Origin of the sequence: Gimesia aquarii (assembly GCF_007748195.1) — a bacterium.
Lineage (GTDB): Bacteria > Planctomycetota > Planctomycetia > Planctomycetales > Planctomycetaceae > Gimesia > Gimesia aquarii.
Map to the genome: position 1 here is coordinate 2948762 of NZ_CP037920.1, position 25806 is coordinate 2974567.

Consider the following 25806-nt stretch of genomic DNA (forward strand, 5'->3'; position numbering starts at 1 on the left):
TTACGATCTAAAAGGTAGAAAAGGTAGTAACTTCTGGTTTGAAGTATACACAATGTGATAACAAACCGGGAGTAAACTGTGAGAAGGGATCGCTTGATCTTTTATGTTTTTGCTTTACCTGTTTTCTCCTGATTTCGATTCTTGATTGGTTGATTGTTTCGTCGACTCCACCACTCAGGCGACCGCTGGGCATCATACTTGGGATTTTTCTGAGGCAATGCAGCCGCGGTTGTTTTTCTCCAGTCTGATAACTTTTGTTGTAATTCAGCCGCCTTTTGAGGCATCGCTGCTGATAGATTGGTTGTTTCAGACAGATCCTGTTCCAGATTATAAAGCTCCCGTCTGCCATCGGCGAAGAATTCGATCAGCTTCCAGTTACCAGTACGAATGGCGCCTGCGGGTTCTGAATGATGATAGTGGGGATAATGAAAATAGATTGCGTCTCGATCAAAACGATTGGAAGGATCTTTCAGCAAAGGGACCAAACTTAGTCCATCGATGATTTGATGTTTTTTCAACTTTGCTTTTCCAATTTCAGCGAACGTAGGCCAGAAATCGACGCTGATGGTCGGTTCAGCGCAGGTTGTTCCCGCTTTGGCGACTCCAGGCCATTTAATAATGAGTGGAACCCGGATACCTCCTTCATAAAGTGATCCTTTTTCATCTCTAAGGGGGGCATTTGTGGAAACCGTTTCGCCACCAGAAAATGTTTGTCGCAGGCCACCATTGTCAGAACTAAATATGACGACCGTGTTTTCTGAGAGCTGTAATTCCTCGAGTGCTTGCACAATACGCCCCACACTCTCATCGACATGCGCCACCATCGCGGCATACACCGGATTATTCACGCCAGTTGAAGGCTTTGGTTTCTGTTGATACTTTTCAATCTCTTTTTGCTTGGCTTCTAGCGGAATGTGGACCGCATAATGCGAGAGTTGTACAAAGAAGGGATGGGTTTTGTTTTGTTGCATAAACTCGATCGTTTTCTCAGTCAGGAAATCGGCCAGATACGCTTTCTTGGGGACATCCGATTTCGGAGTAGTTCGAAATCGCGGTGCAAAATGGCGACCTTTTGTGACGAGTGAAGATTGATAGCCCTGCTTATCTGGATAATGCGATTCAGGACCGAGATGCCATTTACCAAAGTAAGCGGTTTTATAGCCTGCTGTCTTCAGCAGTTCTGCGGGAGTCACAATTTCCAGTGGCAGGTGAAGGGCATTCTCGGGCACGATCAGTTTTTCAAAAGGGCGCCAATGACCGGGAATGAAATCAGTCAGATGCAGACGTGCCTGATACTGTCCTGCCTGAATACTGGCACGCGTGGGGGAACAGACGGGGCAAGCTGCATAAAAATCAGTAAAGCGGACACCATCGTTTGCAAGCTGATCAATATTTGGCGTTTCATGAAATGCATGGCCGTAGCAAGTAGGGTCGGGCCAACCCATGTCATCAATCAGAATCAGGATGATATTAGGCTTCGTTGACTGTGGTGATTCCGCCGCATAAAGACCGACAGCAGGCGTAATAAATAGACAGACAACGAAAAGCAGCAATTTGTAGCGGTTAGGCATGATGTCATCCCGATATCAGAGATTCAAATGAAAGTTTATTTTTTTCGATAAAAGGCCGGACCTTTTTTACGATAGCCGGGCTGAGGTAATGTTTCCCAAGGGACAACGTTTGACTTTTGGGCCCATGTGTTCCAGGATTTTGAAAGTGTAGAAACCAGTTCCGGATGTACTTTCGCTTGATTGGTGAGTTCGCTTCGATCACGATTCAAATTGTAAAGTTCCCAAGCTTGTTTGTGTTGTTTGACGAGCTTCCAATCTCCCTGACGAATAGCTTTGTTGCCTTCGTGCTCCCAGAAAAGTGTCCGTTGTTCTGTTTTCTTTGGATTCTGAAAGATAGGTAGCAAGCTTTTTCCTGCCAGTGGTGTAATTTTCTGACCACTTTTCATAGTCGGGTACTTTGCTTTTGAAGCATCAATGCAGGTCGTCATCAGATCAATCACGTGCCCCGTTTGATTCGTCCATCCGCCCGTTTTTTGGATTTGTGCAGGCCAACGCACAATCAGAGGTGTCGAGATGCCCCCTTCATGCATCCACATTTTATGAAAGCGGAAGGGAGTGTTACTAGTGTTGGCCCAGCCAACTTCTGCACAGCGGAACGATTCACGCGTGCCAGTCACTGCACCTGGTTGGTGTCCCCGGTCGATAAATTCTGCACTGGCACCGTTGTCGGACAAGAACAGCACCATGGTGTTGTTTGCGCTTCCCATGTCTTCGATTTGCTGGAGTACCTTGCCAATTCCTTGGTCCATGCTGGTGATCATGGCAGCGTACACAGCCATTCGCAGGTTCCACTCTTCTTGCTCAGCTTGGGAGAGTGTGTTCCATTGTTTCGCATCAGGATCACGGGCAGAGAGCGGGCAATTAATGAGGCCGATCTCTTGCATCTTTTGGTGACGTTCTGCTCTGAGTTGATCCCAGCCTGTTTGGTATTGTCGCTTGTAACGGGCAATATCAGCCGGTTTAGCATGCAATGGGAAATGGGGAGCCGTATATGCCAAATAGAGAAAAAACGGTTTTCCTGTTTGTTTCTGTGAGTGTTTTTTCAGGTAATCAACGGCTCTTTGACTGAAGGCATCTGTGATATAATAATCTTCTTGAGGTGGTTTGATCAGACGGTTGTCTTCATAGAGTGGCTTAGGAGCAAAATAATTCCCACCCCCTCCTGTTCCATATGCGTGATGAAATCCGCGACCAAGGGGCCAATTCTCATTGGCTTTCCGCATGCGATACGTGAGGTGCCATTTACCAACGTGGTAACATTGATAGTTAGCAGATGAGAGCACTTCAGCTAGACTGACGCAGTGTGCATTGAGTTCCCCCTGATAGCCGGGAAGTTTGTCGTTGCGATTCATCCAGCCCATACCTGCTTGATGTGAATACAGACCAGTCATGAGTGCAGCCCGTGTCGGACAGCAGCGGCCAGCGTTATAAAACTGAGAGAATCGTAGACCCTCTTGCGCTAATTGGTCTAGATGCGGCGTTTCGATTTCAGAGCCATAACACCCGAGATCAGAAAAACCGAGGTCGTCTGCCAGAATAATGACAATGTTTGGTTTATTACTTTCAGTTGCTGAAAAGCAGGGGCAGGTTTGAAAAACAGCTAGTAACAAAAAAACATTAATGAGACTTCGAACAAATAATTTATGATTAGGCAAAAAAGGCTCCTTGCTTAAAACGAATCATTAGAATGAAAAATGGACTTGTTCAATTTATTACAGAATTGTAATCGTCCTGTGTTCAAAGAAAATGTACACGTCTGATAACCCGGTAGTCTAAGTTATTAATGAAGTTTTTGGGTTCCTGCAAACACGCGATTCAAATAGATTTTTGTCGATTTTAGACTATTAATAATATATGATAATCCGGTTAAATTATAGTGAATTCGATTTTATCAGGGGCCATATATGCGAATTCTTATTGGTTGGGACAATCCAGAAGAGAGCGATCTTATTTCGCTCTACCTTGGAGTCAGTGAAAATGACTTGGTCATCTGTAATACGACTGAAGAGTTTCTCTCACAAGTTTTAAATGGACAGTCATGGGATATCATTTTGATGTCGATTATGAATCCCGACCCTCAAACGGCCTTTGAGCATTTCGAGCAAATCCGTCAGAAACATCTTGATACTCCCGTTGTGGGTGCCTGTCCGACTCAAGGGACGTTTCATGTAGCCCGTTTTTTAACGGCGGGAATGCGTGCTTATATTATTCGAGATGAAGGGGGGGACTTTATGTTTCTCCTTGAAACGACTTTGCAGAGTGTTGTTGATTCTGTCAAAGCGGAACGTGAACGATTTGTGGCAGAACGTTTGCGCGAAGAAGTCGAATCGGTACGCAAATTACAGGAATCGATTATCCCGAGTGATCTCATCTCTCCTGAGAGATATGATGTGACGGCACGTTATGAATCGTCACAGATTCGTGTGTTTGGCGGACAACCTGTGACTTTGGCGGGGGGAGACTATTACGATGTCTTCATGCTGGACGATGAAAATCTGGTCTTGTTAGTGGGGGATGCATCGGGACACGGAATGAAAGCCTGCATGTCGATTATGACGATGCACACCTTAGTGGGCATGATTCGCTCAAACAAGTATCTGGATACCGCGGCTTTTGTTTCCGATGTGAATGATCGCCTTTGCAATCAGGCGATAGTAAATGATGATGGTGGCTTTATTACGCTGCTCTATGGGATCTTAAATTCGAAGACGAATGAGTTTCAATGGACGTCAGCAGGAGCACCGATTCCAATTGTGCATGAACTGGAGACAAATAAGACATATGAATTAGGCACGAATGATGATGGCGGGCTCCCGCTTGGAATAGTGCCCGATGTTGAATACGATATCCATACCTCAATTATTCCTCCTGACAGCCGACTATTAATTTTCACTGATGGTTTGGCTGAAGCATTTCCTGGAGAAAAAGAGACCTTCGGCGAATTTGGAATTCCTGGCATAATGCAATCATTGCAAGCGTCTCGGTCTTCTCAATTGGAAGCGGCCCTGGAGAACTTGTTCCGTGATTCTAACGCTTTTACAGACGGATCTGGCAGGCACGATGATACATCAGTTGTATTATTGGGGCGAAAAAATTAGAGTTCCCTTATCTTCTGACGCGAGATTGACTGACTAATTATGTCTAATTGATATAGGGAAATTTCATTTATGGCCGCTGATGCCGAATTAAATCTTTCGTTTATCGAGAAAAAACTAGGAACATTAGGACGTATCTCCCTCTATGCGGGATTATTAGGCATGTATAGCCTTATCCCTGTACTCAAAAATCATAGCGAAAGACTGCTGATCGCGCTTGGAGTCTCAGAAACTCATGCTGAAGAGTTTTTGAGTCTGGGTGACATGTCTTCCGATTTACATACGACTCTCGGGTTAGTACTTGGTTTACTACTCGTATTCAGGACAAACAGTTCCTATGCCCGTTGGTGGGAAGCCCGCCAACTATGGGGCAAGCTGGTAAATGTCAGCCGAAATATGGCAATCAAATTTCGTGAATTCACTAACTACGGTGCTGATGAACTTCGGGAGCTGGGAAATTTAATTGTCGCTTTTCCCGAAGCATTGCGGGACCATTTACGCGAGGATGATGACTTTGCTATGTTTCCTGAATTAGAGCAAATTGAGCCGCCTCCGCGTCATATTCCCGCTTATATTGCGGATCTCATTTACCGCAAAGTGATTGGCTGGAAGAGATCGGGGGTGATTGATGGTGATGAATTACGAGTTTTGGATTCCGAGATCCGTGAATTAATGGAGATTTGCGGAGGTTGCGAGCGGATTCGCCGAACTCGTCTTTCGCCTTCCTATCGTCTGTTTGTGCGTCACTGTATTTCGCTCTATTTGTGTACGCTCCCTTGGGGGTTAGTAGATGACTTTGGGTTTTGGACTGTGCCTCTAACAATCATATTGGCCTATTTCATGATTGGGATCGAAGTGATTGCGCATTCCGTTGAAGAACCATTTGGTCTGGATGAAGACGATTTGGATCTGGATGGTTTGTGTATTACGATCCGTTCTACTGTGAACGAAATTTTGGATCGATTTGGAAAGAATGCCTGTGAGATAGCACGACCAGGCGATTCTACAGTTGAAGTAACACATTCCAATTCTTGAGAGCAAAGAAAATGATCTGAAGAAGATAATGTTATTTTGTGATCTGTTGCATGAAATTAGAATAAGCATACCAGTCGGGGTCTGATTCCGTGTGAATGTCAATTGGCAATTCCGGCAGATCAGCCAGTGCTGCATTGAGCGCCTCTAGCGCTTGATCAATATGTTTAACATACCACTGCCATTCACAGATCTGGTTTCCGGTAATCAGCATTGTCGGATAACCCATACCCGTATTCAACCAGGCTTCTTCCAGCCGTTCTTCAAATTCATTCATTCTTTGCTGATCTTCCGCAGCAGGCATACCGGTGTCATTAGGTGATTGGTAAGACCAGATAATCTCAATTCTATCTGGAAAATCAGCAGTAGAAATCGCTTCCGGGATCTTTGGTAGCAATCGAAAGAAGACAGTATACTCGTCTTCAAGTGCGGTTGCCGTCAACCATTCTTGCTCTGCTGGATGCTCTGTCACTGTTTAGCTCCTACAGATTTCTGTTGTGTTAAGAGTGAAACGATTACCAGGGTCAGAAAGCCTAATGGAATTGTAACCAGGCCTGGCTGACTGAATGGAACTATAGCGCTCTCTGGTGAGAGTCCATAAACGCCTTTATAAGTGTCCGCACTTAGCAAAATCCATCCTAATGAGGACATCATACCTACAAAGATTGCAGCTGTAATGCCCTGTTTCGTCGTCTTGGACCAGAATAACAGCATGACTAAGGCGGGTAGATTTGCAGAAGCGGCAACGCTGAATGCCCAGCCAACAAGATAATTCACATTGAACTTCTCAAACAGAATTCCCAGAATAATGGCGATCACACCCACAACAACTGAGGCGATTTTTGCAATGCGGACTTTTGCAAAATCGTTCATTTCGATTTTCATGAAGCTCGACATCAAGTCATGTACGACAGCACCACTAGAAGCAATAATGAGTCCACTCACAGTTCCCAAGACTGTCGTAAAAGCAATCGCAGAAATTACCGCGAACAGCCAGTCGCCGATACTTTTGGCAAGAAGTGGGGCTGCCATATTGGAATTCGTTACATCGAGAGCTCCACTAGTCATGGCTCCGAAACCCATAAACAATGTCAGAATGTAGAAGTAGCCGATACTTCCGATACCAACAATTGTACTTTTCCTGGCACTCGCTTGATCCTTGACTGTGTAATATCTGATTAGAATATGTGGAAGCGAAGCGGTCCCACAGAACAGAGCAAGCATTAAAGACAGGAAGTTAAGTTTCCCCCAAATATCATCGCCACGTATACCTGCGAACTTGGGGTGATTGCCCGGACTGAGAACTTTATGGCCTGATGTTGGCTTGGGGAAATAAATGGTCAGAACGGTGCCATCTTTCTCTTTAATCGTGTCGGAACCCCAGAGGATCAATTCACTCTCGCGGATTGTACTGAGAAATTCCGCAGGTCCCAGAGAGCCTGTTTTCGTTTCATTATTTGGTAACTTACTGATGCGCCCCACAGGATATAAATCGGTTTGTCCTTCACCGTTTCCTTGAGGCAGTCCATTAATAAGAATCGAACCATCTTTATTTTTTTGTTGATATTGCGTTTCCGATAGAAAGAATTGTTGCTCTGAATTTTTTGTTAATTTCCAATAACTGACAATTTTATCTTTGGTGAGCTGAAGAAAACCTTTTTTTGCCCAGGCTCCTTGGTTCAAAGGAATCAGTGTGTCTTTGTCATCCAGTTTTAATTCTGATTTCCAGTAATCGATATTATTGGAAGCAGCAGGACCAAAAATCTGGAAGTGGTGTGTTGGTTTTCCATTATTTTCAGGATCTGTTGAGAGACCTCGTTGTAGGATCAGGACGGTCAGAACCGTGCTGAAGATAACAAGTAATGAACCTTTCAGGAATTGCACATAAGTCGTGCTGACCATACCTGCTGTTACAACAATTAAAATGACAATCGTTCCCACCATCAGCACGCCGACATAATGGGGGAATCCAAGTAGCGGTGTAATTAAAACGCCGGCACCGACCATTTGTGGGATCAGATAAAAGATACTGACTACGAGAGTGCTGATGGCAGCCGCCAGTTTAATACCCCTCGATTGAAACTTACTGTCTAACGCATCGGCAAAAGTGAAACGCCCCATGCGTTTGAGCGGTTCTGCAATCACAAAGAGTGCCACAATCCAGCCAGCCAGATATCCAATGGAATAAAGAAATCCGTCATAACCATAGAAGGCAATCATACCGCAGATGCCTAGAAACGAAGCTGCAGAGAGATAATCTCCCGCAAATGCGACTCCGTTAATAAACCAGTGGATCCCACCACCGGCAGCAAAGTAACCTTTTGATGATTTTGCTTTTGCGCCGAGCCAGAAACTAAGTCCCAGTGTAATGGCGACAATGACTCCGAATACAAGCACTGCCATGAAAGAGGGTTCGTAAATCATTGAGCTACCTCCTCGTTTTCAGAGCTTGAGGAGGAAAGATCATTACGGCATAACCACCCATAGATAATCGCCAGCACAAATGCAGCGATAATTAAAGTAAAACCATAAACTATTGCCAGATTTAATCCAGCAAAAACAACGACCTCCATTTTTGCAGGAGAGAAAGTATTTAGAAAAACGAACCCGCCATAAAGGACAAGATAAACGGCGAATAGCTTGAGACCCCAACGAGTATTACGATTAATCGTCTCGATGTTTTCTTGCTCATCAGGCTCGTTGGACCCGTGGTCAAAACCTGCCATAAAAAGTAAACCCTTTAATTGAACGCGAATTCGGGCGTAATCAGCCAGAAGTGCTAGATCAGGAGTATTGTTTGAAACGCCTATTCAACCCGGAAATGAGCGAGGAATCAACTAACAACAGACAGCACAGGAGAAGAATTGAGAATCTGAGGACATTTAATTTGAAAAAAATGAGTCGGTGAGCCAAGCGTTGTGATAAAAATGAAACAGGACTTGATCGTCTGCATAGTTATTCAGGGGAAATTGGTATTGGTTTGAAATAAATTCGGTTTTCTTTTAGTTTTACTGGGCCAATATTTTTGACCATCAATAAGTCATCAATAGATTGGAAAGGGCCATGTTCGTCTCGGTACGCAACAATTCTTTTTCCCAAGACTGGGCCAATTCCCTTTAATTGTGCAAACTCAACCCATGTCGCCTTGTTAATGTCGATTTGATAGTCATAAGGTAGATGGTTTTGTCTTTTGATTTCTATCGGTTCAGTACCCCAGCGGGAAAGTTGGCCAATATAGATTACTGCAAGAACCAGAATCGTAATCAAGAGCGTACCCAGGAAAAACTGGTCATCTCTTTGCAGTCCCAGAAATGGTTTCGGCGTTTCCTCAGGATGTTCTTCCTGCATGTGTCTTCTGCCAATCAAATAGTAAAAAATGACACAAAGAGTCGTTCTGCAGTTTGAAAATAGTGTTATCGTATGGCTCAAATATGAATAGTAGGGTTGATCGTGGTGTCGTTAAAGGACTTAAAACTACAGACCACTAATTGACCTCGCTACAAATTATCCATAGAATAAAGGTATAAATTAGTTAACATATTGGATAGATAATCGGGATCCCCCGAAACTGCAAGCTTGAAGCCGAAAAGATTTTATCCCATCTATGAGGAGTCCCTGTGAAAAACTTTTTCCTCTGTATGAAGAAGATTCAGTTAGCCCAAACAGTTTTTGCATTCATGGTCATTTCACTTTTGACTACGAGTGCTTTGTATGCACAGGGTAATAAAGACTCAAAAGGGCCTCCCAAGCCGAAAGAAGTTACGTTAACTGCGCAAGGTGGTTGGCCAATTTCCATCACCTATTACGAATCGAGTAATGCCGCCGATGCGCCCGTTGTTGTGCTTTTGCATGGGAAAGGGGGGAGTAAAAGAACGTGGGATAACCAGTTTGCGTCTATTTTACAGCAAAATGGATATGCAGTCGTTTCCGTTGATTTGAGGAAACATGGGAAAAGTAAAGGGAACTCAGCTGACCAAGGGGGAAACAAAAATCAAAAAGGGAGGACAAAGTCAAAGTTGTCTTCATTAGATTACAAGGCAATGATAGCGCTGGATATGGAAGCAGTCTGGAGATTTCTCTATAAAGAACATCAGAAAAAACGCTTGAATATGCAGAAGACAGCAATTATCGCCTCAGATATGAGTGTCCCAATTGCTTTAAATTATGCCCTGTTTGACTGGAGTAAAATTCCTTATGATGATGCACCTGTTCTCGCAGCCAAAACCCCCAAAGGACAAACTGTTAGGGCAATGGTATTAATTTCACCTGTTAACAGTGTAACAGGAGTTACCTCAGCACGCCCAGCAATGCGATTGCGAGATCCCATGTATGGAATTGCTTTTTTCGTTTGTTCTGGTGTGGGGGATTCACTTGATAGAGGTTCTGCTAAAAAGCTATTTACCCAATTGTCTCCAACTCCCGTGCCAAAGGAGTTGAAGATGCACTACGTGTTTAAGGAGTACCGTGGAAAGTTACGAGGCACTGATATGCTTGGGAAGCGTCTAGGACTGGAAATTGATATTCTTAAATTTCTAGATAAGAATCTCAAAAAACTGCCTGGCGACTGGTCTGATCGAAGACCCCGCTATGATCGTGAAGAATAGTATTTCTCGCTCATTCTAATCAGGTGTCAGGCTGCTCTGCGATTTTCTCTCTGTATTTCCTGTTGCTCAGGCATTTCAGAATAATTTATAGCGATTCGTTCAGATAGAGCCGAAATTCTTTTTTTGATTTCTTCCACTTCTTTTTCTTTTTCGGCAAGCAATACTTCAAGTCGTGCGATACTTTTTTCAGGATTGCGATGCATTAAACGGTTCACAACTTCCAGTACCAGCATTGCACGATAAAGCTTCATAATCAAACTTTTGAGCCGAAAAACCCGGGCTGATTTTGTGAGTTGTTGCAGTCGCAGTAACCCGGTGATTCTCAACGCCCTCATAAAGGCAATCATTGGTAGGCAAATAACGGCGAGATCAATCCAGTGTTTCCGGCAGTACTCCAAGCGTTTTTCTTCTATCGAAATCATCACAATGAATTCCAGTGTGAATGCAAACCAGATGAAACCGGTTGCGATTGCAGTCAAGTCAGCCAGCATGGCGCTGGATTCAATTTGCTTTTGCCAATAAAGTTCAACGGCAAACAAGGGAAGTACTAATAGTGCTATCAATAGTAGTGGCACAGAAAACGATTTTCTGATTCTCTCTCGAAACTCTGGTGTAACTTCCTGCCATGCAAGAATCGGAAACCAGATGGCCCGTCCCGTCATTTGGTCGCGTGCACAGATTCGTAATGGTGGAATGAGGCAATAAAGTAGATTGAATTTCCACCTTGGACTTCCAAGTGCTATGTGGGTTACTGCTTCAATAATAAATAATGGGTAGATCAGAAAGAGACACCAGTTGCAGATGTCTAACGCGATTCCCGGCGATTCCACATTAAATAAATGCAAAGTACCAGCAAAAAAAACGAGGAACAAAACAGTGCCAAAAAACATAGGGGCTGCCGCTAACTGATCGACTTTTTTGATGTATTGGTTCATAGATTGGGTGATCAAAGAATTTGGTGAAATGAAAAAATTCTACAGCATGAAAATGAAGGGGGGAATTTATAAATAATATCGGCAAAAGCGCCTATTCAGAATAATCGGATCTGTCACCAGCGTTTGAAGCTCATGATTATCAATATGATGACATGTATCCATCTGGAATTAAAACTTAAATCCTTTTATATCCGTACTAAGTAGTAAATGATGCTGTTAAATATTACCTAGTGTGAATCGACCCTCCTTTGGAGAGGTCATTTTGTATTTATGGTGTCGTAATTGTTACAAAAAAAACGTGCAATGTGTTGCGTAAATGATTTGGTTGTGTTTCTGTTAAAGATATAAGTGCTTTTTATGATTGTTGATAAGTATTGATGAGCTATTTTGGGTTCTCGTTTTGGCATGGCGAATGCAATTGATATTATTCACCACTCGTTGGTTTAAATGATTACAATTATTCGGCAATAAAATTAAAATGAGGAGAATTTAAGATGACACGTTTATTAACAACATTGACAATATGTTTGGCTTCGATGCTGCTCGTTTCAGATCAGGCAGAAGCAGCTGATCACAATTCAATTGGTTTTGCATCAGAGACTAAGACCGCATTTTTTCAACCACGTCCTGGTGGAGTGTTAGATGTAGTGACATCACCATTTAGAGCGTTAACTTCACCAGTCAGCTATAGAGGGCATCAGTCTTATCGTGGACAATCTATCTATCGAGGAGCCAATTGTGTGAATGGTCGATGTTATCCGACTGGGTATCGAAGCCCTTGTGCTAACGGAAATTGCTCAACAGGCTATGGTTATAGTAACTGTCCTGGAGGAAACTGTGGTACGACTCGTTACCTGGCACCTTACCAAAATCATACAGGTTATCGAGGGACGAATTGGAATTCTACACAGCAATATCCGACCTATCGTCCAGCTTACCAACCTGTAAGTCGGCCAGTTTACAAGCCTTATACCCCAAGCAATTCTATCCGTAATGATCCTTTTTTCCGGTAATCTGAAAGTGTGATTATTAAGAAAACAAGATTCTTAAGACAGGGTTTACAATGCGGTTAAGAACATACTGAGCTACTGTTTTTTCAGTAGCTCAGTTTTTTCTATTTTAAAAGTGTACTGTGTAAATTTGTTTTACTTGATTAACTGCTTGGAACAATCAGATAATATGTATCTAACCTGAGTTTTAGTTGAATAAAATACAAAAGGCTTATTCTCTCGATCTTTTTTATTGGCAGTCACCGATCCCAGATAACTAACTTCGAAGTCAAAAAAGACATGATTATTCACTGGGAGGGCGCCGAAGTATAGGTATAGTGATTAGTAATAGTGGATGTGTCGTGTATTGACATCTGATACTATGAAGAGACGAAATCACTAAGTAGAATTGAAAGTTCTGTTTTTTCGACATTCACAAAAAGACGAAATTTTCAAGGTGATTTGTTTAAAAATGTTTTTAGTGGAATAGGTTAATTAATGGGTCGCGAATTGGTACATTCTTTAAGTTCCCCGATTCACTCAATGCATACATTTTCCTATGGAGCAGTTCCACAGGATAATGGAGTGCATTTTTCTGTATATAGCCGCTCAGCAAAGGCGATGTGGTTGCTGCTTTACGACCATGTTGAAGATTTAGAGCCGTCAGAAGTCATTAAATTCAATCAAGAATATGGGCGGTTGGGAGATATCTGGACCGCTTTTATTTCTGGAATCGGGCCAGGGCAACTTTATCATTTTCAAGCTGATGGTCCTTTTCAGCCAGAGATCGGTCAGCGTTTTGATAAGCGTGCTCGTCTGATAGACCCTTATGCCAAAGCATTGGCTGGTAATTTCCAACCTTCACCCGATGGTATTGTTCGCCCGCCGAAGTGTGTTGTCGTCGATGATCAATTTGACTGGCACGGTGATCGACACGTTAGACATCACTTGGCTGATACGGTCATTTATGAAATGCATGTGCGTGGATTTACAAATTCACCTACTAGTGGCGTTGAAAATCCTGGGTCTTATTTAGGTGTGATTGAAAAGATTCCCTACCTGATTGATCTAGGAGTAACAGCTGTCGAATTGATGCCGGTTCATGAATTTCCCATGAATGAGCCAGATGGTTCTTTTACAGATCATCAAAACTATTGGGGTTATGAAACTCTGGCTTTCTTTGCACCTCATCGAGGATTTGCAACAAATCCAGAACCTGGGGCTCAGGTTCGCGAATTCAAAGAGATGGTTCGTGCTTTGCACGAGGCTGGTATCGAAGTCATTATGGATGTCGTTTTCAATCACACGGCTGAAGGGAATGAGAATGGTCCCACGCTTTCTTTCAGAGGCTTAGAAAATCAAGTTTACTACCATCTTGATCAAGGTGGGAAATACTACAAAAACTATTCTGGTTGTGGAAATGCGATCAATGGTAATCACCCAGTTGTCCGAGAGATGATCTTTCACTGCCTCAGATACTGGACTTGCAACTATCACATTGATGGTTTCCGTTTTGATCTGGCCTCGATCTTAAGCCGTGATAGAAGTGGAAATCTTGTGCCAAGTCCTCCTCTGGTTGAAGCGATTGCTGAAGATCCTTTGTTGGCAGATACAAAACTCATCGCAGAAGCCTGGGATGCGGCCGGTGCCTATCAAGTGGGTTCGTTCTCACACATGCGTTGGGCTGAATGGAACGGGCGATATCGTGATGATATTCGACGTTTTTGGCGCGGAGATGTTCCGACATTGGGAGACTATGCCACTCGGCTTTCTGGTTCGAGCGATCTCTATCAACAAACCGGTCGTGAACCGTTTCATGGTGTGAATTTTATCACGGCCCACGATGGTTTTACTTTAAATGACCTCGTGAGCTATGAACACAAGCATAATTATGCGAATCGCGAAGACAACCAGGATGGCGAAAACAATAATATCAGTATGAATTTTGGTGTTGAAGGACCTACTGATGATCCAGCCATTAACGGAATGCGAGAGCGGCAGATTAAGAACATGCTCGCGACTCTGTTCCTGAGCCAGGGCGTTCCAATGCTTCTCTCTGGTGATGAATGCCGCAGGACGCAACGTGGGAATAATAATACATATTGTCAGGATAATCTTATTTCCTGGTTCGATTGGTCGTTAATCGAAAAGTACAACGGTTTATATCGATTTTGCAAAGAGTTGATTCATTTCCGACTTTGTGAGCCGACGTTAAGACAGCGAAAATTTCTCACAGGACACTCAGATGGTGTTGAAAAGCTGCCTGATATCAGTTGGTTCAATGTGATGGGGCAAAGTGTAGATTGGAAGCAAGATACGCATTGCCTCTTGTCAATTCTTGGAGCAAGACACTCTTCGCGTCGGGTTCGCGATGGTTCTGATATCATGATCTTGGTGAATTCCTCTCCTGATGCACAGGCATTTGAGTTGCCAGTTGGTATCAAACCCAAGGAATGGAATTTGACAATTGATACTTCCGCGCAGTCCCCGCTTGACATTTTCCCTAAGCGAGATGGAGCAACATTACATCCAAGAGTCTCAGTTCTACCTGCTCGTTCATTACGTTGTTATGTGCGACGTGACACACGCCGATGAAATTAAATGCTCTATTTCAAACTAACTGCATGATGACAATGAGAATTCCCAGCGGGATGCACCAGTATGCGAAGTAGTGTAGCTTTCCTTTCTCTAGCCAACGGACCAGTAATCCCAGTGCGATTAATCCAATAATGGCAGAGATTGCCGCTCCCATAGCCAATAGGCTTAACGGCGTGCTGACGTGTTTATGCGTTAGCATTTCGATTACCTCAAGAATAGTGGCTCCCAGAATCGCGGGAACCGCTAGCAGGAAAGAAAATGTAGCTGCGGACTGCCTTGACATTCCTGTGAGCAAACCTGCCACGATCGTACTACCGCTGCGAGAAATGCCTGGCAGAATCGCTACCGCCTGTGCGAAACCAACAACTAACGCTTGCTTGTAAGATATTTCCGTGTAGCTTTGTTTTGTCGGGGGAATACGGGGAATTAATAACAGAAAGAGCCCTGTAATGGGTAGCATGCAACCTGCTAGTAATGCGCTTTCCAGCATGTGCTCAGCAAATTTTTTCGCAGCCAAACCAATCACGACCACAGGAAGTGTGCCCACAATCATAAGTGGAACGACTCTTCGGTCTTGAGTCATTAGTAATATGATTGTTCTGCGATAAAAAATCAGTATTGAAAGCAGAGTCCCCGCATGTAGCACAATGTTGACATCGGTCTGATCTGCCTGAATACCAAGTAGGTTCTCGGCAATGACTAAATGCCCTGAAGAACTGATCGGAAGAAACTCACTAATTCCCTGAATGATTGAGAGCAGGGTCATTTTTAACCAGGTCATTTTGAAATCGTTCCCAGGGAAAGGCGTGTGTGACTGTTCTTCTATGGGCAATTCAGATGAAATTATAGCTGAATGGGAGGTGTGTCGTAAGTGTAATGAAATTAGAGGTTTGAGATGTAATTGTGCGTGTCGTTGTTGGTAGAAACCATGAGAGGCTATTCAAGAGACTCTATAACGAGGAATTTAAATCTTGTCAATTTGAGTCGACTTTGACGGTTGAATGGGTTGGGGAGAGTCGTTATCGTGGCTCGCTACTGTCAAAAGTGCTTTCAATCTGTTTCTTTGATTGTGATGGAAAACAATGAATACGCTCATACCTGTGACAATGGTGTTATCTCTTTCTTTGGCGCCGATGAAAACAGTGGAAATGCCTCAACTGCCAGAGCATGTCGTTGAATTATTTAAAATGGAGAAAGATGTATCCAATCATCAAATACTCCTGTTTACCGCCAGCTGGTGTCCCGCCTGTGTGCAGATGAAAACAAACGAATTTCCCGCGCTGAAAGAAAAGAACTGGGATATTGGTTCTGACAAGTCAAACCATATTCGAGTTATAGACGTTGACCAGAATCAGGGGCTAAGCGACAAGTATGGTGTGCAATCTTTACCGACTCTGATATTATTAATCGATGGCAAAGAGGTCAGCCGGTCGGGAGCACTTAATGCTTATAGTATTGCTGAGATGTTCTACAATCGTAAATAACTTATTATGAAGTAATATGCGGTGCTTCAGAGCCACTACCTGTTATAGCCTCAGTTACTTTCCAGGCACCCAGGATTTTGGAAGTAGCAACCTCGGTTCGTAGTTGATGAACTTCACTTCTCATGCGTTCGAGTGAGTGTTGTAGAAAGTGGACTTGCTGACATTCTCTTTCTAAATGCGGAAAAAGTCCGTGGGATAATTTTGCTTTTGCGAGATTGTCAGAAAGCTGGTTGATTTCCTGTTCGAGGCCTCGTTTCAATTTTCTGGTAAACATCATCACCAGAAAACCAGACCAAATTAGAAAAATTACGCCCGCTGTGACATAAAAATCAATGGCGAGGATATGTGTTTCATCCAGAAACGAATCGTAGAAAAAATTCTTTCCAATTCGGACCAATGCATAAATAACCAATGAGAGAAACAGAGTCTCGTACAAAATTCTGGTGAACCATCCCGAGTTTTTATGCGCTAGCTTTGTGATAATACCGTCAATCTTTGTGCCAGCATCATTCAGAAACTGTTCTTCGACGGAAGCGGCCTCTGATTGAATATTTTCCAGCGAGCCGGAAAGGTGTGCTTGGGTTGTTTCAAGACCTGCTTCCTGTGCATAACCATCAATTAATAATTGAGATTCTCTCAGCTTATTGTCATCCAACCCAAAAGATCCGATTCGCTTTAAGCGGTCTTCTGTCGCGTGTTCTTTTTGACGGTTTCCAATCCACCGCGCGCCTTGAAGTGCTCCAATCAGTGCGACTTGTGCAGAATTTCTTGCTCGAAATAAGCTGGCAGAAGCAAATAGATTTCCCAAGCCATTATAAACACGTAGCATCGTAGAAAACGGGCTGAAGCCCCAAGAGTCAGAGACGCAGGAGAGTAATCGCCGTTCCCAGAGATTACGGCTGATGAGTAACTCTTTACGGAGTTCTTGAGACATTTGAGTCGTGAGTGCTGTCTGTTGTTGTTTTAGAAACGATTCCAGTTCTTGAATGGCTGGTAAATCGGTGTTCATTTTTTGTGAACAATGATCGATGGCATTCTGAATTAATTCGAGCAAATTCGCACGCCTTACCTGCAAACGCTCCGATTTTCCAAGTTGTGTACTTAAGATGTTTTGTAGATTAGCAAACTCTTCTTGTAATGGTCGATCAGCCAGTTGGTCTTCCAGGGCTCGTACGGAGTCGACAAAATAAATTTCTGGAACTTCAAACTGATGCGAAAGTTGTTGTTTCCAATCGTCTCGAATGTCTTCGTCTAAACCTGCATGAGTTTGTACAAAGATCAGACGACGACCTATGGCTGCCTCTTTTAGTTCTTCTGAAACACGCGATGATCGATATTTCTGTTGAGTTGAAGTATAAAGCAGGATATCACACAGCGGGATGATATGTTGCAAGCGGGTGAGATTATTTTCCTCCCCCGTGGATTCAGAGGTATCAGGATCTGGGCAGTCAATCAGAATGATGTTACGTAGTTCATCAATTTTCTTTTGTTCAACCTGAAATTGACTTAAGTCTAATCCTAGGCGATCCAGGTCTGTTTCTGGATGAGCGATGAGGACTGGTTTTGTCGTGGTCGGACGTTGTCGGCCTGATGTTGTGCAATAAGAACCAATTAACGCATTGACCAAACTACTTTTACCCGTACCTGTTCCACCAAAGGTCGCAATTACCAGCGGGGATTCAAGACGTACGCGTAACATATCCAGCCGGGGTAGTAATTGGCGAATCACTGTCTGACAGTGGTTTGCTGTTTTCCAGCCGGTTTTCTGCTCACTCCATAATTTGAGCTGGTGAATTAAACGATCCACGGCTGCCAGCATTTCAATTTGGGCTAACTCAGATGTAGGCATTAGGAATGAATTCCTGTTTTTAAGTTCTTGTTTCTATTACAGAAAGTTGGCCTAACTGTTTTTTTAGTTCCAATACCGAATTCTGTACTGCCAGATAAACTTCAGATTCGGGAAGGTCAACGGCTGATTTTAGTTCCTCTGGAAGTGTTTTCAATAAGTGTTCTCGAACAGCGTTCGCCAGCCATTCTGTGCGTCGTTGTGCAAATACTGCGTGAAATCTTCGGAATTTTGCTTCAAGATATCCAATACCTGTTGACGCAGTGCTACTAACTGCTGTCTCTCCCACGGTGGTTGCCGCAGCCCCTCCGGCAACATCACCGGCTACATTTACCACTGACTGAATCATGGTATTAGTTACGAGCTGGGTACCCGCATCGCCAACCGCGCCAAAACCAACAAAAAATAAACCGACGCTCAAGGCAGGTCGCGCTACAGCTCCAACTCTGTCTAATTGTTTCAAAAACGTATAATATTGTGGGCTTTCATTTTTAAAGAATGCCATTTCACTATTGATTAACTCTTGAAGTTGAGCAGTGAGATCTAAATCAGAATGCTCTTGATGCAGAGTCTTCAGTAGTTGTTCGCGCGAGGTGCCACTAAGTAATGTTTTCAGTCGATTGGTTAATAATTCGTTTCCTAATTCGCTGACGAGCGTAAGACGGTCATAAATTCGTTCAATCGTTTGTAGCACGACAGACCATTCTTGTTCGCGATAAAGTTCCATGGGAGGGCGTTTTTCTTCGGTTCGCAAGGATTTAATATAGCGAAGCGGCCACAGCACTCCCGATCCAATTGTATTATAAAAACCATGTACCTGAGCTGACCAACCTTCTCTTTGAGATTGCCACCACTTGCGGACAGCATCAATGATCACAGCATTCGGTACCGCAGGCCAATTTTCGATTTCCGCTAATTCATTTTCCGAGAGTAACTCAGAAGCAGAACGAAACTCATTACTGCGAGTTTTGATCTCCCGGAGATAGGTGGGAACCCCGGTATCTTGTTCGACGAGATAGTTTAAAGCGCCTTTGAGTGTTTGAACTTTGATCTCCCCAAAATGCAGTTGAGATAATACCTCCATCAAATCGCAGGGAGCATCAGAAGGAGCGGTATTAGTATTGACTGGTTCAGTTTGAGAGTTTGTTGGTTCAAATGACCGAGCATAAAAAGGTAGCTGCAAGCTGGTAGCGGCTTGACGATCATTGGGAGCAATGAAAACAAATTCAGGCCGTACTCCGGTTTCATGGCAGAAAGTATTAAGCCACAAAGGCCAATAAACTTCATCGTCTGGCAGTTCGCATTGATTGAAGATGGTGATGACGACTTTGTCTTCACGAGCTGCTTCACGAAAAAACTGTTTTACAGCGGCATCATTGTATTTCTGTTGTGTTAACACAGTGACCAATACATCCGCGCATTGTCTGATTCGTTCTGCACGTTCCCAATTCACTTCCGCATCGCTGTCGATGTCTGGTGTATCCAGTACAAGTAAATTAGAGGCCAGAGTTTCACTGCTTTTCCAAAATAACAAGTGTTGCTTATCTACTTTGAGAGGATCTTCAGGAGATGACCAGGGAATCATCTCAAATCCCTGAAAAATTTTGTCCAAATTATGATTTTGTTCAAAGTTTTTAGGGACTAGACAGACTGGGTGTCTTGTCTGAGATGCCAGGGGGCTAATGGCGCTATTTTGTTGATTCACCAAATGATTGAAGATCACACTCTTGCCGATATTGGTACCACCTACGACAGCAACGACCAGATAGACATGGTCGGAGAGTTGTGGGATCAATTTTCGTTGCAGAATTTCAAACCATTCACGATCATTGAGGCCTGAGAGATCAAGCCGGTTGGTTTCCCTTTCGAGCGCAATCAGATTGTCTCTGAGCTGTTGGGTGAGATTGGAAAATTCGTGCAGGGTAGATGACATTTCGAAAAGAGATCACAAATAAAAGGGAGTTTTTGATTATTAGATTCGTTATATGGAGTCATTTCTTACAAAAATCGAAGGTAATTCAGTATATCGCGTCCCTGGATTCAGGATGAGTCCAATTGGCCATTAGCAGGCTCCAAATTCGATTCAATTCAATGAATTAACGGTCGCAAGGTTTGACGGGTGCAAATAACTCCGATACTATCCTGCTGTGAGCAGTTCTTTGCGTTTTGTCGCTCGGGTTGCGCATAGCTATCTTTGTAGGATATTTTGACGCCTTCAATAGCTAAGACTATTGATTGTAATTGTTTAAGAACGTGGCCCATCGAAGGTCATGTGCCCATTTAAAAAGAGGAGTTTGAAAATGTCAGATTTAGTTGTGAAAGAAATTCTTGAAGCGGGTGTCCACTACGGCCATAAGACCAGCCGTTGGAACCCTAAAATGCGTCCTTATATCTACGGACGTCGGAATCAAATTCATATTATTGATTTAAAAGAGACCGTGCGTGGCATTATGCGCGGGAAACGCTATCTGGAACGGGTCGCTTCTCAGGGTAGCTTAATTTTATTTGTAGGAACAAAAAAGCAGGCACAGGGTCCCATTAAGGAAGCAGCAATCGCCAGTGGAATGCCTTATGTGACCGAACGCTGGTTGGGAGGGGCTTTAACAAACTTCCGCACAGTTCGTGGTCGGTTGAAACGCCTGGAAGAATTGGAATCGTTTGACGAAACAGGCGAAATTAATTCCTATTCCAAAAAGATGCAGTCTACTTTGCTGCGTGAAAAGCGAAAGGTATTTCGCAATCTGAACGGGATTCGCACGATGAACCGTTTACCTGAAGCTTTGGTTGTGGTTGATCCCACCAAGGAGAAAAATGCTGTCCATGAGGCACACATCTTGGGAATCAAGGTGGTGGGGCTAATTGATACCGATTCAAATCCTGATGAAGTCGATCTGCCCATTCCCGGCAATGATGATAGCATTCGGTCTATCCGATTGGTGATGAATCAATTGGCATCTGCTATTATTCAAGGTAAAAGCAAGCTTCCTGATACTGGTAAAAAAGACGATGGCGAGTCCGGTGATGAAGAGCATAAACCAGTTCCTTCAATATAATAGAAATGCCATTAACAAATTGTGATGTTGATCTCTTCTGACCAGATTGAGCAAATGGTAAACAGAGAAGCATCGAACAGAAAACATAGAAACCAGTCTAGCATTAGAATCATTTGAGCTTTCAATTGATTTCAAAGGAGATTAGAGAGATGGCTGAAATTACAGCTGCAGCCGTGAAAGCATTACGTGAGATTACTGATTTGCCCATGATGGCTTGTAAGAAGGCGTTGCAGGCAGCCGAAGGCGACCAGGAAAAAGCGATTGAAATTTTGCGTGAAGAAGCGGGTAAAATTCAGCTAAAACGTAGTGGAAATGACACGACTGAAGGTCGGATTACTGTTCTTTCCAGTGAAGATGGGTCTCAGACCGTAATGCTGGAAGTTGTCTGTGAATCTGCTCCTGTGGCGGGGGGAGAAGACTTAGTCAATTTTTCGAATGCTTGTGCTAACCAGCTGCTCGCAAATCCTAATGTCAACTCGGTCGAAGAGCTGATGACGTTACCATCTGAAAAATCACCTGGAAAAACATTGAATGATGATTTCATGGATATGCTCAACAAAATCCGTGAAAAAATTGTCGTTTCTCGTATTGCTCGTTCTGAAGGTCCGACAGGTGGCTATGTTCATCACGATGGCAAAACAGGAGTCTTATTTCAGGCATCCGGAGAAACAGCTGATGATGATTTGTTACGAGGAGTTGCAATGCATATTGCCGCCTTAAAACCAGTTGCCGTTAATGAAAACGAATTAGATTCAGCATTGGTTCAAGCAGAACGAGATCGGTTGGTTGCCGAAGCCAAAGCAACCGGCAAACCAGATAATATCATTGACAAAATTGTTGATGGTCGTATGAAAACATTTTTTGTTGAACAAGGGGTATTGGTTTATCAGCCTTATGCAGTTGATGATTCAAAAACAGTCGGTCAGGCTTTAGCTGAAAAAGGGCTGGAGGCTGTTTCGTTTACTCGTTCAAGCATCGGCGATTAGTCTTATGAAAACAGAGGACGCATGTGTGTTGATATCGCGCATGCGTTTTTTATATTTACAATGTAATAATTTTTGTGCTGACATTAAATTCTACAAACCATGAGGATTCCACGGATGACTGATTCTCCCGCTCCTTTAATTAAGCCTGCTTATAAGCGTGTTCTGCTCAAGCTGAGTGGTGAAGTATTCTGCCGCGATGGAGAAGGTGGAATTAGTATGTCTGAACTGGAGTCGATTTCTGCTCAAATTAAACGACTCGTTGATTCAGGAGTCGAATTGGCGATTGTCTGTGGTGGTGGAAACATTCTGAGAGGTAAACAGTTTTCTTCTTCAAGTGTCGCCAGTAATCCAGCAACAGCTCACTATATGGGGATGTTGGCTACAGTGATTAACGGTTTGGCACTACAAGATGCGTTAGAAATGGCAGGCGTGCCCACACGTTTACAAACAGCGATTCGAATGGAAGGTGTGGCAGAACCATTTATCAGGAGACGCTGCATTCGTCATCTGGAAAAAGGTCGTGTTGTCATTCTGGCAGCGGGAACAGGTAGTCCTTTTGTAACGACTGACACAGCGGCTGCTTTACGCTCCCGTGAGATTGACTCAGATATTCTCTTAAAGGCAACCAAAGTAGATGGGATCTATTCAGATGATCCGGAGAAAAATCCGCATGCAGTTCGCTTTTCAGAAATCAGTTATCAGGATGTGCTGCATAAGAATCTCCAGGTAATGGATGCTCAGGCCCTACATCATTGTATGGAACACGGCATTCCCATTTTGGTTTTCAACTTCCGTAAAGTGGGAAACATCGAAAAAGCGGTAGGCGGCGAGAATATTGGAACGCGTGTACTACCTACTGAGGAATCCCGGACTGAAGGGTAATTGGAGTCTCCGGATCTGAATGATGTTTTGGATAGCTTCTACAGAAATACTAAAATGTTCTAAGAATCTATGCTTATTTCTTGCGTAAGATAAATACGACATCTTCTGTTTGCGCGTCAAGTTCAATGACAAAGTCCATTTCGTACATAAAGTCATAAAGCTCGACTAATTCTAGCTCAGGTACTTTCGAGAGCAATGCTTTGAATTGTGGTGCCGTGTAAGTTCTGTAGTCCATTGTATCAAATAGTTGAAATTGACGAGTTGGTGTATAAACATCAAACGTCATTTCGAGATGCTCGTTTCTTTTCTTGAGATCGGTCTCAATCGATTGCATATGTGAATTAATCGAAAGATTGCCTCTGCGTGCTGACCAGCTTTCACTTTGCATTGGTTCACCCACAGTCGGGGTTAGGTGGATTCCCAAAATATATAGTCCGCCGGGTGAAAGTGCATCAGCCACACATTTCAAATGATTTTCTGCGGCAGTTTCTGAAGGAAGATGTCGAAAACTGTTGATGGTATTAAAGGCAGCGTCAACCGGCTTTCTTAATTTGAAATCTGCCATATCTCCCAGTACGGCAGAACGAGGAAAACCAGACCGTTCTAAGCGATCGTTGCAGTATTTAATGGCATGTTCATTCAGGTCATTTCCGGCGACTTTAAAGCCCGCTTGCGCAAGCTTTATCAGCAAACGCCCAGTGCCACAGGCGGGTTCAAATACTTTTTTTACTTTTCTCGTAGCATGTTTTTCAAAACAGTTTTGTAAGAAATCAAATTCAGCTTTCCAATCATCACCAAAAATTAAGTCATAGTATTTTGGATAGTCATAAAGATGTCCTTTGATGGTTTCCATAATTCTTTCTAACTAATCTGCACAGGACTTCATTGAGATGTTTATAGAACAAAGAGATTTGAATGCACCAGGCTTTTAGAAATGAATCTAACAAAAAAAACCTTGAGCAGATGTTATAGCCTGCTCAAGGCCGATGTTCAACTAGAAATGAATGATCAAAGTGATTCGAGTTACTTAGAGTGATGAACTTTTTTGATCTGATTCTTGGACAAGATCACCAGGACCGTGAACGTAGTCTACCGAGGGATCGTTTCCCAGTCCGAGATAAACAGAAATGGAATAGTTTTTAAAGAACCCTTTCCAGGTGTATTCTTTCATTTGTTTACACATATTTGTGTATTTATCAGCGGGACGGGTTCGAACAACAGGAGATCCTACAATGTATTTGTCGATGTCCGAAATACGCAAATCTTCGTTGATTTCCAGTTTTTCGTTTTGTGCGCTTTGCAGCGCAATTCCTGTTTCATTGGCATGAGTTTGGGCATAAAAATCAACCATTGCCAGACAGAGAACGATGAGTCCTAACGTCCAAACTGTTATTTTAATTCCTGTTTGATAATAGTTTGTTGTTAAGAATTTGCTTGAAGGATAGCCGGAACGCGCTTCAGGAGCGTCGAATGAAATAGTAGACATTTTTTAGCCTTTCTAAATATCCTACTAAAGGTGGGTGTAGGCATGGGGTGGGAAATCAAGGCATTTGAATTTGATTTAGGTTGGTTTATGAAAGCAGGTGAATACTACCTCCTGTTGGTTAATTTAACGATGTCAACGAGTTAATTTTTGGTGATTGACCTTACTTTTCGAATTACAATTCGGCTGATAAGGCCATTGAATAAGAAAGTAGGCTGACTTTCATTCTATGTTATGAGAATCAATAAGGGCTTGGCAAGTCATATTTAAGAAATTACATGTGATGTGTGGTCAAATGAATACACGCGTTGTCACTATGCCATTTCGTCATCGTCAAGTTTTACCTCTTTGATGATAAATTGATTCAAGTCAAATTCACCTTTTAGTTCTGAATCAATCAACTGCAGCCTCATTTCAATCTTATGTAATCGTGCTTCTAAAGCAGGATGGAATATTGGTTTATCTGGTTTTGCCAGGGGCCTGGGAACTTCTGGATATCCCAATTGCCGTTGGAGTGCCGCGAACATATATAAGGGATCACGGTTATGATTGGCTTTCGCAATTCGACCATCTTGTTTTGTGAATAAAACAGGAAATTGAGGTACAAAGTTCTCATTTCCCGGAAGTCTTTGTTGTTCATCGACAAAATGCTGAGAGCGAAGATACAGTAAGTCAGCGAAGTCGATGGATCCCAGTTGTATCTTGAGTTTTCGAATCCATTTTGACCAGTCATCATCATATATCGTGTCTTTTGAAATGGCATCTAATCCAGCCTGATATCCCAATCTGTTGCGGGCAATACATTCAAATTGGTAAATAAAGAGCCCGGAACTGCTGGGCGACTCTGAACGATATTCCGCTTCGCGTTCCAGAATTTTTAAACCCGTTTTCTGATCGAATTTTGATTTGTCATCTTCCGCGTTTTTCAAAATGAAGGTTTGGAATGGGGTGAAATAATGAGATAGTTTTTCCATTCCATCTGAAATTCTGCCTGTCAAAAGCAGTTCACCTTTCAGAAAATCGATTGCCATTGGTAGTTTTGTTGTGGCAAGTATTTCCTCATAGATCGTAGCAAGAATAACCTGTGAAGGAATGGCGTCTTCCAAACGCTCACGATAGTTTTTGAAGAAGTAAGCTTGTTCAATGTATTCTTCACGATCAAGGGGCAAATGCTTCATTGATTCTCGTTCGAAATCATTTAATTCTGAAATTCAGTAAAAGTTAAGTCATTAAACTATTATACAGAAA

The 25806-nt window shown here is 43.0% G+C and carries 22 protein-coding genes; 9 read left to right on the plus strand and 13 right to left on the minus strand.

Annotated elements, in window-relative coordinates; all coding sequences use genetic code 11:
* Positions 1-101 precede the first annotated feature (101 nt).
* Both V144x_RS11850 and V144x_RS11855 read right to left on the minus strand, forming a co-directional pair.
* Positions 102-1571: a sulfatase gene (locus tag V144x_RS11850; protein ID WP_144985365.1), complete on the minus strand. Its 1470-nt coding sequence runs from the start codon at positions 1569-1571 to the stop codon at positions 102-104.
* A gap of 35 nt (positions 1572-1606) precedes the next feature.
* Positions 1607-3226 carry an arylsulfatase gene (locus V144x_RS11855; protein ID WP_144985366.1) on the minus strand — a complete coding sequence of 540 codons (1620 nt, stop codon included), beginning with the start codon at positions 3224-3226 and terminating at the stop codon, positions 1607-1609.
* Between the two features lie 249 nt (positions 3227-3475).
* Between V144x_RS11855 and V144x_RS11860 the strand changes: the two genes are divergently transcribed.
* On the plus strand, positions 3476-4669 hold the full coding sequence (locus tag V144x_RS11860; RefSeq protein ID WP_144985367.1) for a PP2C family protein-serine/threonine phosphatase: 1194 nt from the start codon (positions 3476-3478) through the stop codon (positions 4667-4669).
* A gap of 69 nt (positions 4670-4738) precedes the next feature.
* The gene (locus tag V144x_RS11865; RefSeq protein WP_144985368.1) at positions 4739-5701 is read left to right on the plus strand and encodes a bestrophin; all 963 of its coding nucleotides are present in this window, start codon (positions 4739-4741) and stop codon (positions 5699-5701) included.
* A 31-nt stretch (positions 5702-5732) separates the two neighbouring features.
* Here V144x_RS11865 and V144x_RS11870 read toward each other — a convergent pair whose 3' ends face one another.
* The 4 genes from V144x_RS11870 to V144x_RS11885 all read right to left on the minus strand — a co-directional run bounded on the left by V144x_RS11870 (position 5733) and on the right by V144x_RS11885 (position 9046).
* Complete coding sequence (locus tag V144x_RS11870) at positions 5733-6170, minus strand: DUF695 domain-containing protein (RefSeq protein WP_144985369.1); 438 nt, start codon at positions 6168-6170, stop codon at positions 5733-5735.
* On the minus strand, positions 6167-8122 hold the full coding sequence (locus tag V144x_RS11875; protein WP_144985370.1) for a sodium/solute symporter: 1956 nt from the start codon (positions 8120-8122) through the stop codon (positions 6167-6169). The genes V144x_RS11870 and V144x_RS11875 overlap by 4 nt, the downstream gene beginning before the upstream one ends.
* Complete coding sequence (locus V144x_RS11880) at positions 8119-8424, minus strand: DUF485 domain-containing protein (RefSeq protein ID WP_144985371.1); 306 nt, start codon at positions 8422-8424, stop codon at positions 8119-8121. Before V144x_RS11880 ends, V144x_RS11875 begins: the two co-directional genes overlap by 4 nt.
* Before the next feature lie 229 nt (positions 8425-8653).
* Positions 8654-9046, minus strand: a complete 393-nt coding sequence (locus V144x_RS11885; RefSeq protein ID WP_144985372.1) for a ComEA family DNA-binding protein — start codon at positions 9044-9046, stop codon at positions 8654-8656.
* 269 nt (positions 9047-9315) lie between these two features.
* On the opposite strand from V144x_RS11885, the gene V144x_RS11890 reads away from it, so the two are divergent.
* Positions 9316-10302: an alpha/beta hydrolase gene (locus V144x_RS11890; RefSeq protein WP_144985373.1), complete on the plus strand. Its 987-nt coding sequence runs from the start codon at positions 9316-9318 to the stop codon at positions 10300-10302.
* A 26-nt stretch (positions 10303-10328) separates the two neighbouring features.
* Here the strand turns inward: V144x_RS11890 and V144x_RS11895 are convergent, their stop codons facing one another.
* Positions 10329-11237 carry a hypothetical protein gene (locus V144x_RS11895; protein ID WP_144985374.1) on the minus strand — a complete coding sequence of 303 codons (909 nt, stop codon included), beginning with the start codon at positions 11235-11237 and terminating at the stop codon, positions 10329-10331.
* A gap of 494 nt (positions 11238-11731) precedes the next feature.
* On the opposite strand from V144x_RS11895, the gene V144x_RS11900 reads away from it, so the two are divergent.
* Positions 11732-12250, plus strand: coding sequence for a hypothetical protein (locus V144x_RS11900; protein ID WP_144985375.1), 519 nt, complete (start codon positions 11732-11734; stop codon positions 12248-12250).
* A 474-nt stretch (positions 12251-12724) separates the two neighbouring features.
* Positions 12725-14821, plus strand: coding sequence for a glycogen debranching protein GlgX (gene glgX / locus V144x_RS11905; RefSeq protein WP_144985376.1), 2097 nt, complete (start codon positions 12725-12727; stop codon positions 14819-14821).
* A 16-nt stretch (positions 14822-14837) separates the two neighbouring features.
* Here glgX and V144x_RS11910 read toward each other — a convergent pair whose 3' ends face one another.
* The gene (locus V144x_RS11910) at positions 14838-15605 is read right to left on the minus strand and encodes an undecaprenyl-diphosphate phosphatase (RefSeq protein WP_144985377.1); all 768 of its coding nucleotides are present in this window, start codon (positions 15603-15605) and stop codon (positions 14838-14840) included.
* A gap of 301 nt (positions 15606-15906) precedes the next feature.
* Here V144x_RS11910 and V144x_RS11915 point away from each other — a divergent pair, with 301 nt between their 5' ends.
* Positions 15907-16308: a thioredoxin family protein gene (locus V144x_RS11915; protein ID WP_144985378.1), complete on the plus strand. Its 402-nt coding sequence runs from the start codon at positions 15907-15909 to the stop codon at positions 16306-16308.
* A 4-nt stretch (positions 16309-16312) separates the two neighbouring features.
* On the opposite strand, the gene V144x_RS11920 is transcribed toward V144x_RS11915, so the two are convergent.
* Positions 16313-18157 (minus strand): GTPase, encoded by a 1845-nt coding sequence (locus V144x_RS11920; protein WP_144985379.1) that lies wholly within the window; start codon positions 18155-18157, stop codon positions 16313-16315.
* Positions 18158-18176: 19 nt separating this feature from the next.
* Positions 18177-20087, minus strand: a complete 1911-nt coding sequence (locus V144x_RS11925) for a GTPase domain-containing protein (protein WP_144985380.1) — start codon at positions 20085-20087, stop codon at positions 18177-18179.
* Positions 20088-20454: 367 nt separating this feature from the next.
* Between V144x_RS11925 and rpsB the strand changes: the two genes are divergently transcribed.
* The 3 genes from rpsB to pyrH all read left to right on the plus strand — a co-directional run bounded on the left by rpsB (position 20455) and on the right by pyrH (position 23075).
* Positions 20455-21207, plus strand: a complete 753-nt coding sequence (gene rpsB / locus V144x_RS11930; RefSeq protein WP_144985381.1) for a 30S ribosomal protein S2 — start codon at positions 20455-20457, stop codon at positions 21205-21207.
* Between the two features lie 149 nt (positions 21208-21356).
* Positions 21357-22193: a translation elongation factor Ts gene (tsf, locus tag V144x_RS11935; RefSeq protein WP_144985382.1), complete on the plus strand. Its 837-nt coding sequence runs from the start codon at positions 21357-21359 to the stop codon at positions 22191-22193.
* Positions 22194-22307: 114 nt separating this feature from the next.
* Positions 22308-23075: a UMP kinase gene (gene pyrH / locus V144x_RS11940; protein WP_144985383.1), complete on the plus strand. Its 768-nt coding sequence runs from the start codon at positions 22308-22310 to the stop codon at positions 23073-23075.
* A 73-nt stretch (positions 23076-23148) separates the two neighbouring features.
* Here pyrH and V144x_RS11945 read toward each other — a convergent pair whose 3' ends face one another.
* The 3 genes from V144x_RS11945 to V144x_RS11955 form a co-directional block, all read right to left on the minus strand.
* Positions 23149-23928: a class I SAM-dependent methyltransferase gene (locus V144x_RS11945; protein ID WP_144985384.1), complete on the minus strand. Its 780-nt coding sequence runs from the start codon at positions 23926-23928 to the stop codon at positions 23149-23151.
* Positions 23929-24102: 174 nt separating this feature from the next.
* The gene (locus tag V144x_RS11950) at positions 24103-24561 is read right to left on the minus strand and encodes a hypothetical protein (protein WP_144985385.1); all 459 of its coding nucleotides are present in this window, start codon (positions 24559-24561) and stop codon (positions 24103-24105) included.
* 311 nt (positions 24562-24872) lie between these two features.
* Positions 24873-25736, minus strand: a complete 864-nt coding sequence (locus V144x_RS11955) for a hypothetical protein (RefSeq protein ID WP_144985386.1) — start codon at positions 25734-25736, stop codon at positions 24873-24875.
* Positions 25737-25806 lie beyond the last annotated feature (70 nt).

What these genes read in the sequence shown, in the direction of transcription:
- V144x_RS11850 (WP_144985365.1), bottom strand. Translation starts at nt 1,571, where the DNA reads ATGCCTAACCGCTACAAATTGCTGCTTTTCGTTGTCTGTCTATTTATT.
- V144x_RS11860 (WP_144985367.1), top strand. Translation starts at nt 3,476, where the DNA reads ATGCGAATTCTTATTGGTTGGGACAATCCAGAAGAGAGCGATCTTATT.
- V144x_RS11865 (WP_144985368.1), top strand. Translation starts at nt 4,739, where the DNA reads ATGGCCGCTGATGCCGAATTAAATCTTTCGTTTATCGAGAAAAAACTA.
- V144x_RS11875 (WP_144985370.1), bottom strand. Translation starts at nt 8,122, where the DNA reads ATGATTTACGAACCCTCTTTCATGGCAGTGCTTGTATTCGGAGTCATT.
- V144x_RS11880 (WP_144985371.1), bottom strand. Translation starts at nt 8,424, where the DNA reads ATGGCAGGTTTTGACCACGGGTCCAACGAGCCTGATGAGCAAGAAAAC.
- V144x_RS11885 (WP_144985372.1), bottom strand. Translation starts at nt 9,046, where the DNA reads ATGCAGGAAGAACATCCTGAGGAAACGCCGAAACCATTTCTGGGACTG.
- V144x_RS11895 (WP_144985374.1), bottom strand. Translation starts at nt 11,237, where the DNA reads ATGAACCAATACATCAAAAAAGTCGATCAGTTAGCGGCAGCCCCTATG.
- V144x_RS11900 (WP_144985375.1), top strand. Translation starts at nt 11,732, where the DNA reads ATGACACGTTTATTAACAACATTGACAATATGTTTGGCTTCGATGCTG.
- glgX (WP_144985376.1), top strand. Translation starts at nt 12,725, where the DNA reads ATGGGTCGCGAATTGGTACATTCTTTAAGTTCCCCGATTCACTCAATG.
- V144x_RS11910 (WP_144985377.1), bottom strand. Translation starts at nt 15,605, where the DNA reads ATGACCTGGTTAAAAATGACCCTGCTCTCAATCATTCAGGGAATTAGT.
- V144x_RS11915 (WP_144985378.1), top strand. Translation starts at nt 15,907, where the DNA reads ATGAATACGCTCATACCTGTGACAATGGTGTTATCTCTTTCTTTGGCG.
- V144x_RS11920 (WP_144985379.1), bottom strand. Translation starts at nt 18,157, where the DNA reads ATGCCTACATCTGAGTTAGCCCAAATTGAAATGCTGGCAGCCGTGGAT.
- V144x_RS11925 (WP_144985380.1), bottom strand. Translation starts at nt 20,087, where the DNA reads ATGTCATCTACCCTGCACGAATTTTCCAATCTCACCCAACAGCTCAGA.
- rpsB (WP_144985381.1), top strand. Translation starts at nt 20,455, where the DNA reads ATGTCAGATTTAGTTGTGAAAGAAATTCTTGAAGCGGGTGTCCACTAC.
- tsf (WP_144985382.1), top strand. Translation starts at nt 21,357, where the DNA reads ATGGCTGAAATTACAGCTGCAGCCGTGAAAGCATTACGTGAGATTACT.
- pyrH (WP_144985383.1), top strand. Translation starts at nt 22,308, where the DNA reads ATGACTGATTCTCCCGCTCCTTTAATTAAGCCTGCTTATAAGCGTGTT.
- V144x_RS11945 (WP_144985384.1), bottom strand. Translation starts at nt 23,928, where the DNA reads ATGGAAACCATCAAAGGACATCTTTATGACTATCCAAAATACTATGAC.
- V144x_RS11950 (WP_144985385.1), bottom strand. Translation starts at nt 24,561, where the DNA reads ATGTCTACTATTTCATTCGACGCTCCTGAAGCGCGTTCCGGCTATCCT.
- V144x_RS11955 (WP_144985386.1), bottom strand. Translation starts at nt 25,736, where the DNA reads ATGAAGCATTTGCCCCTTGATCGTGAAGAATACATTGAACAAGCTTAC.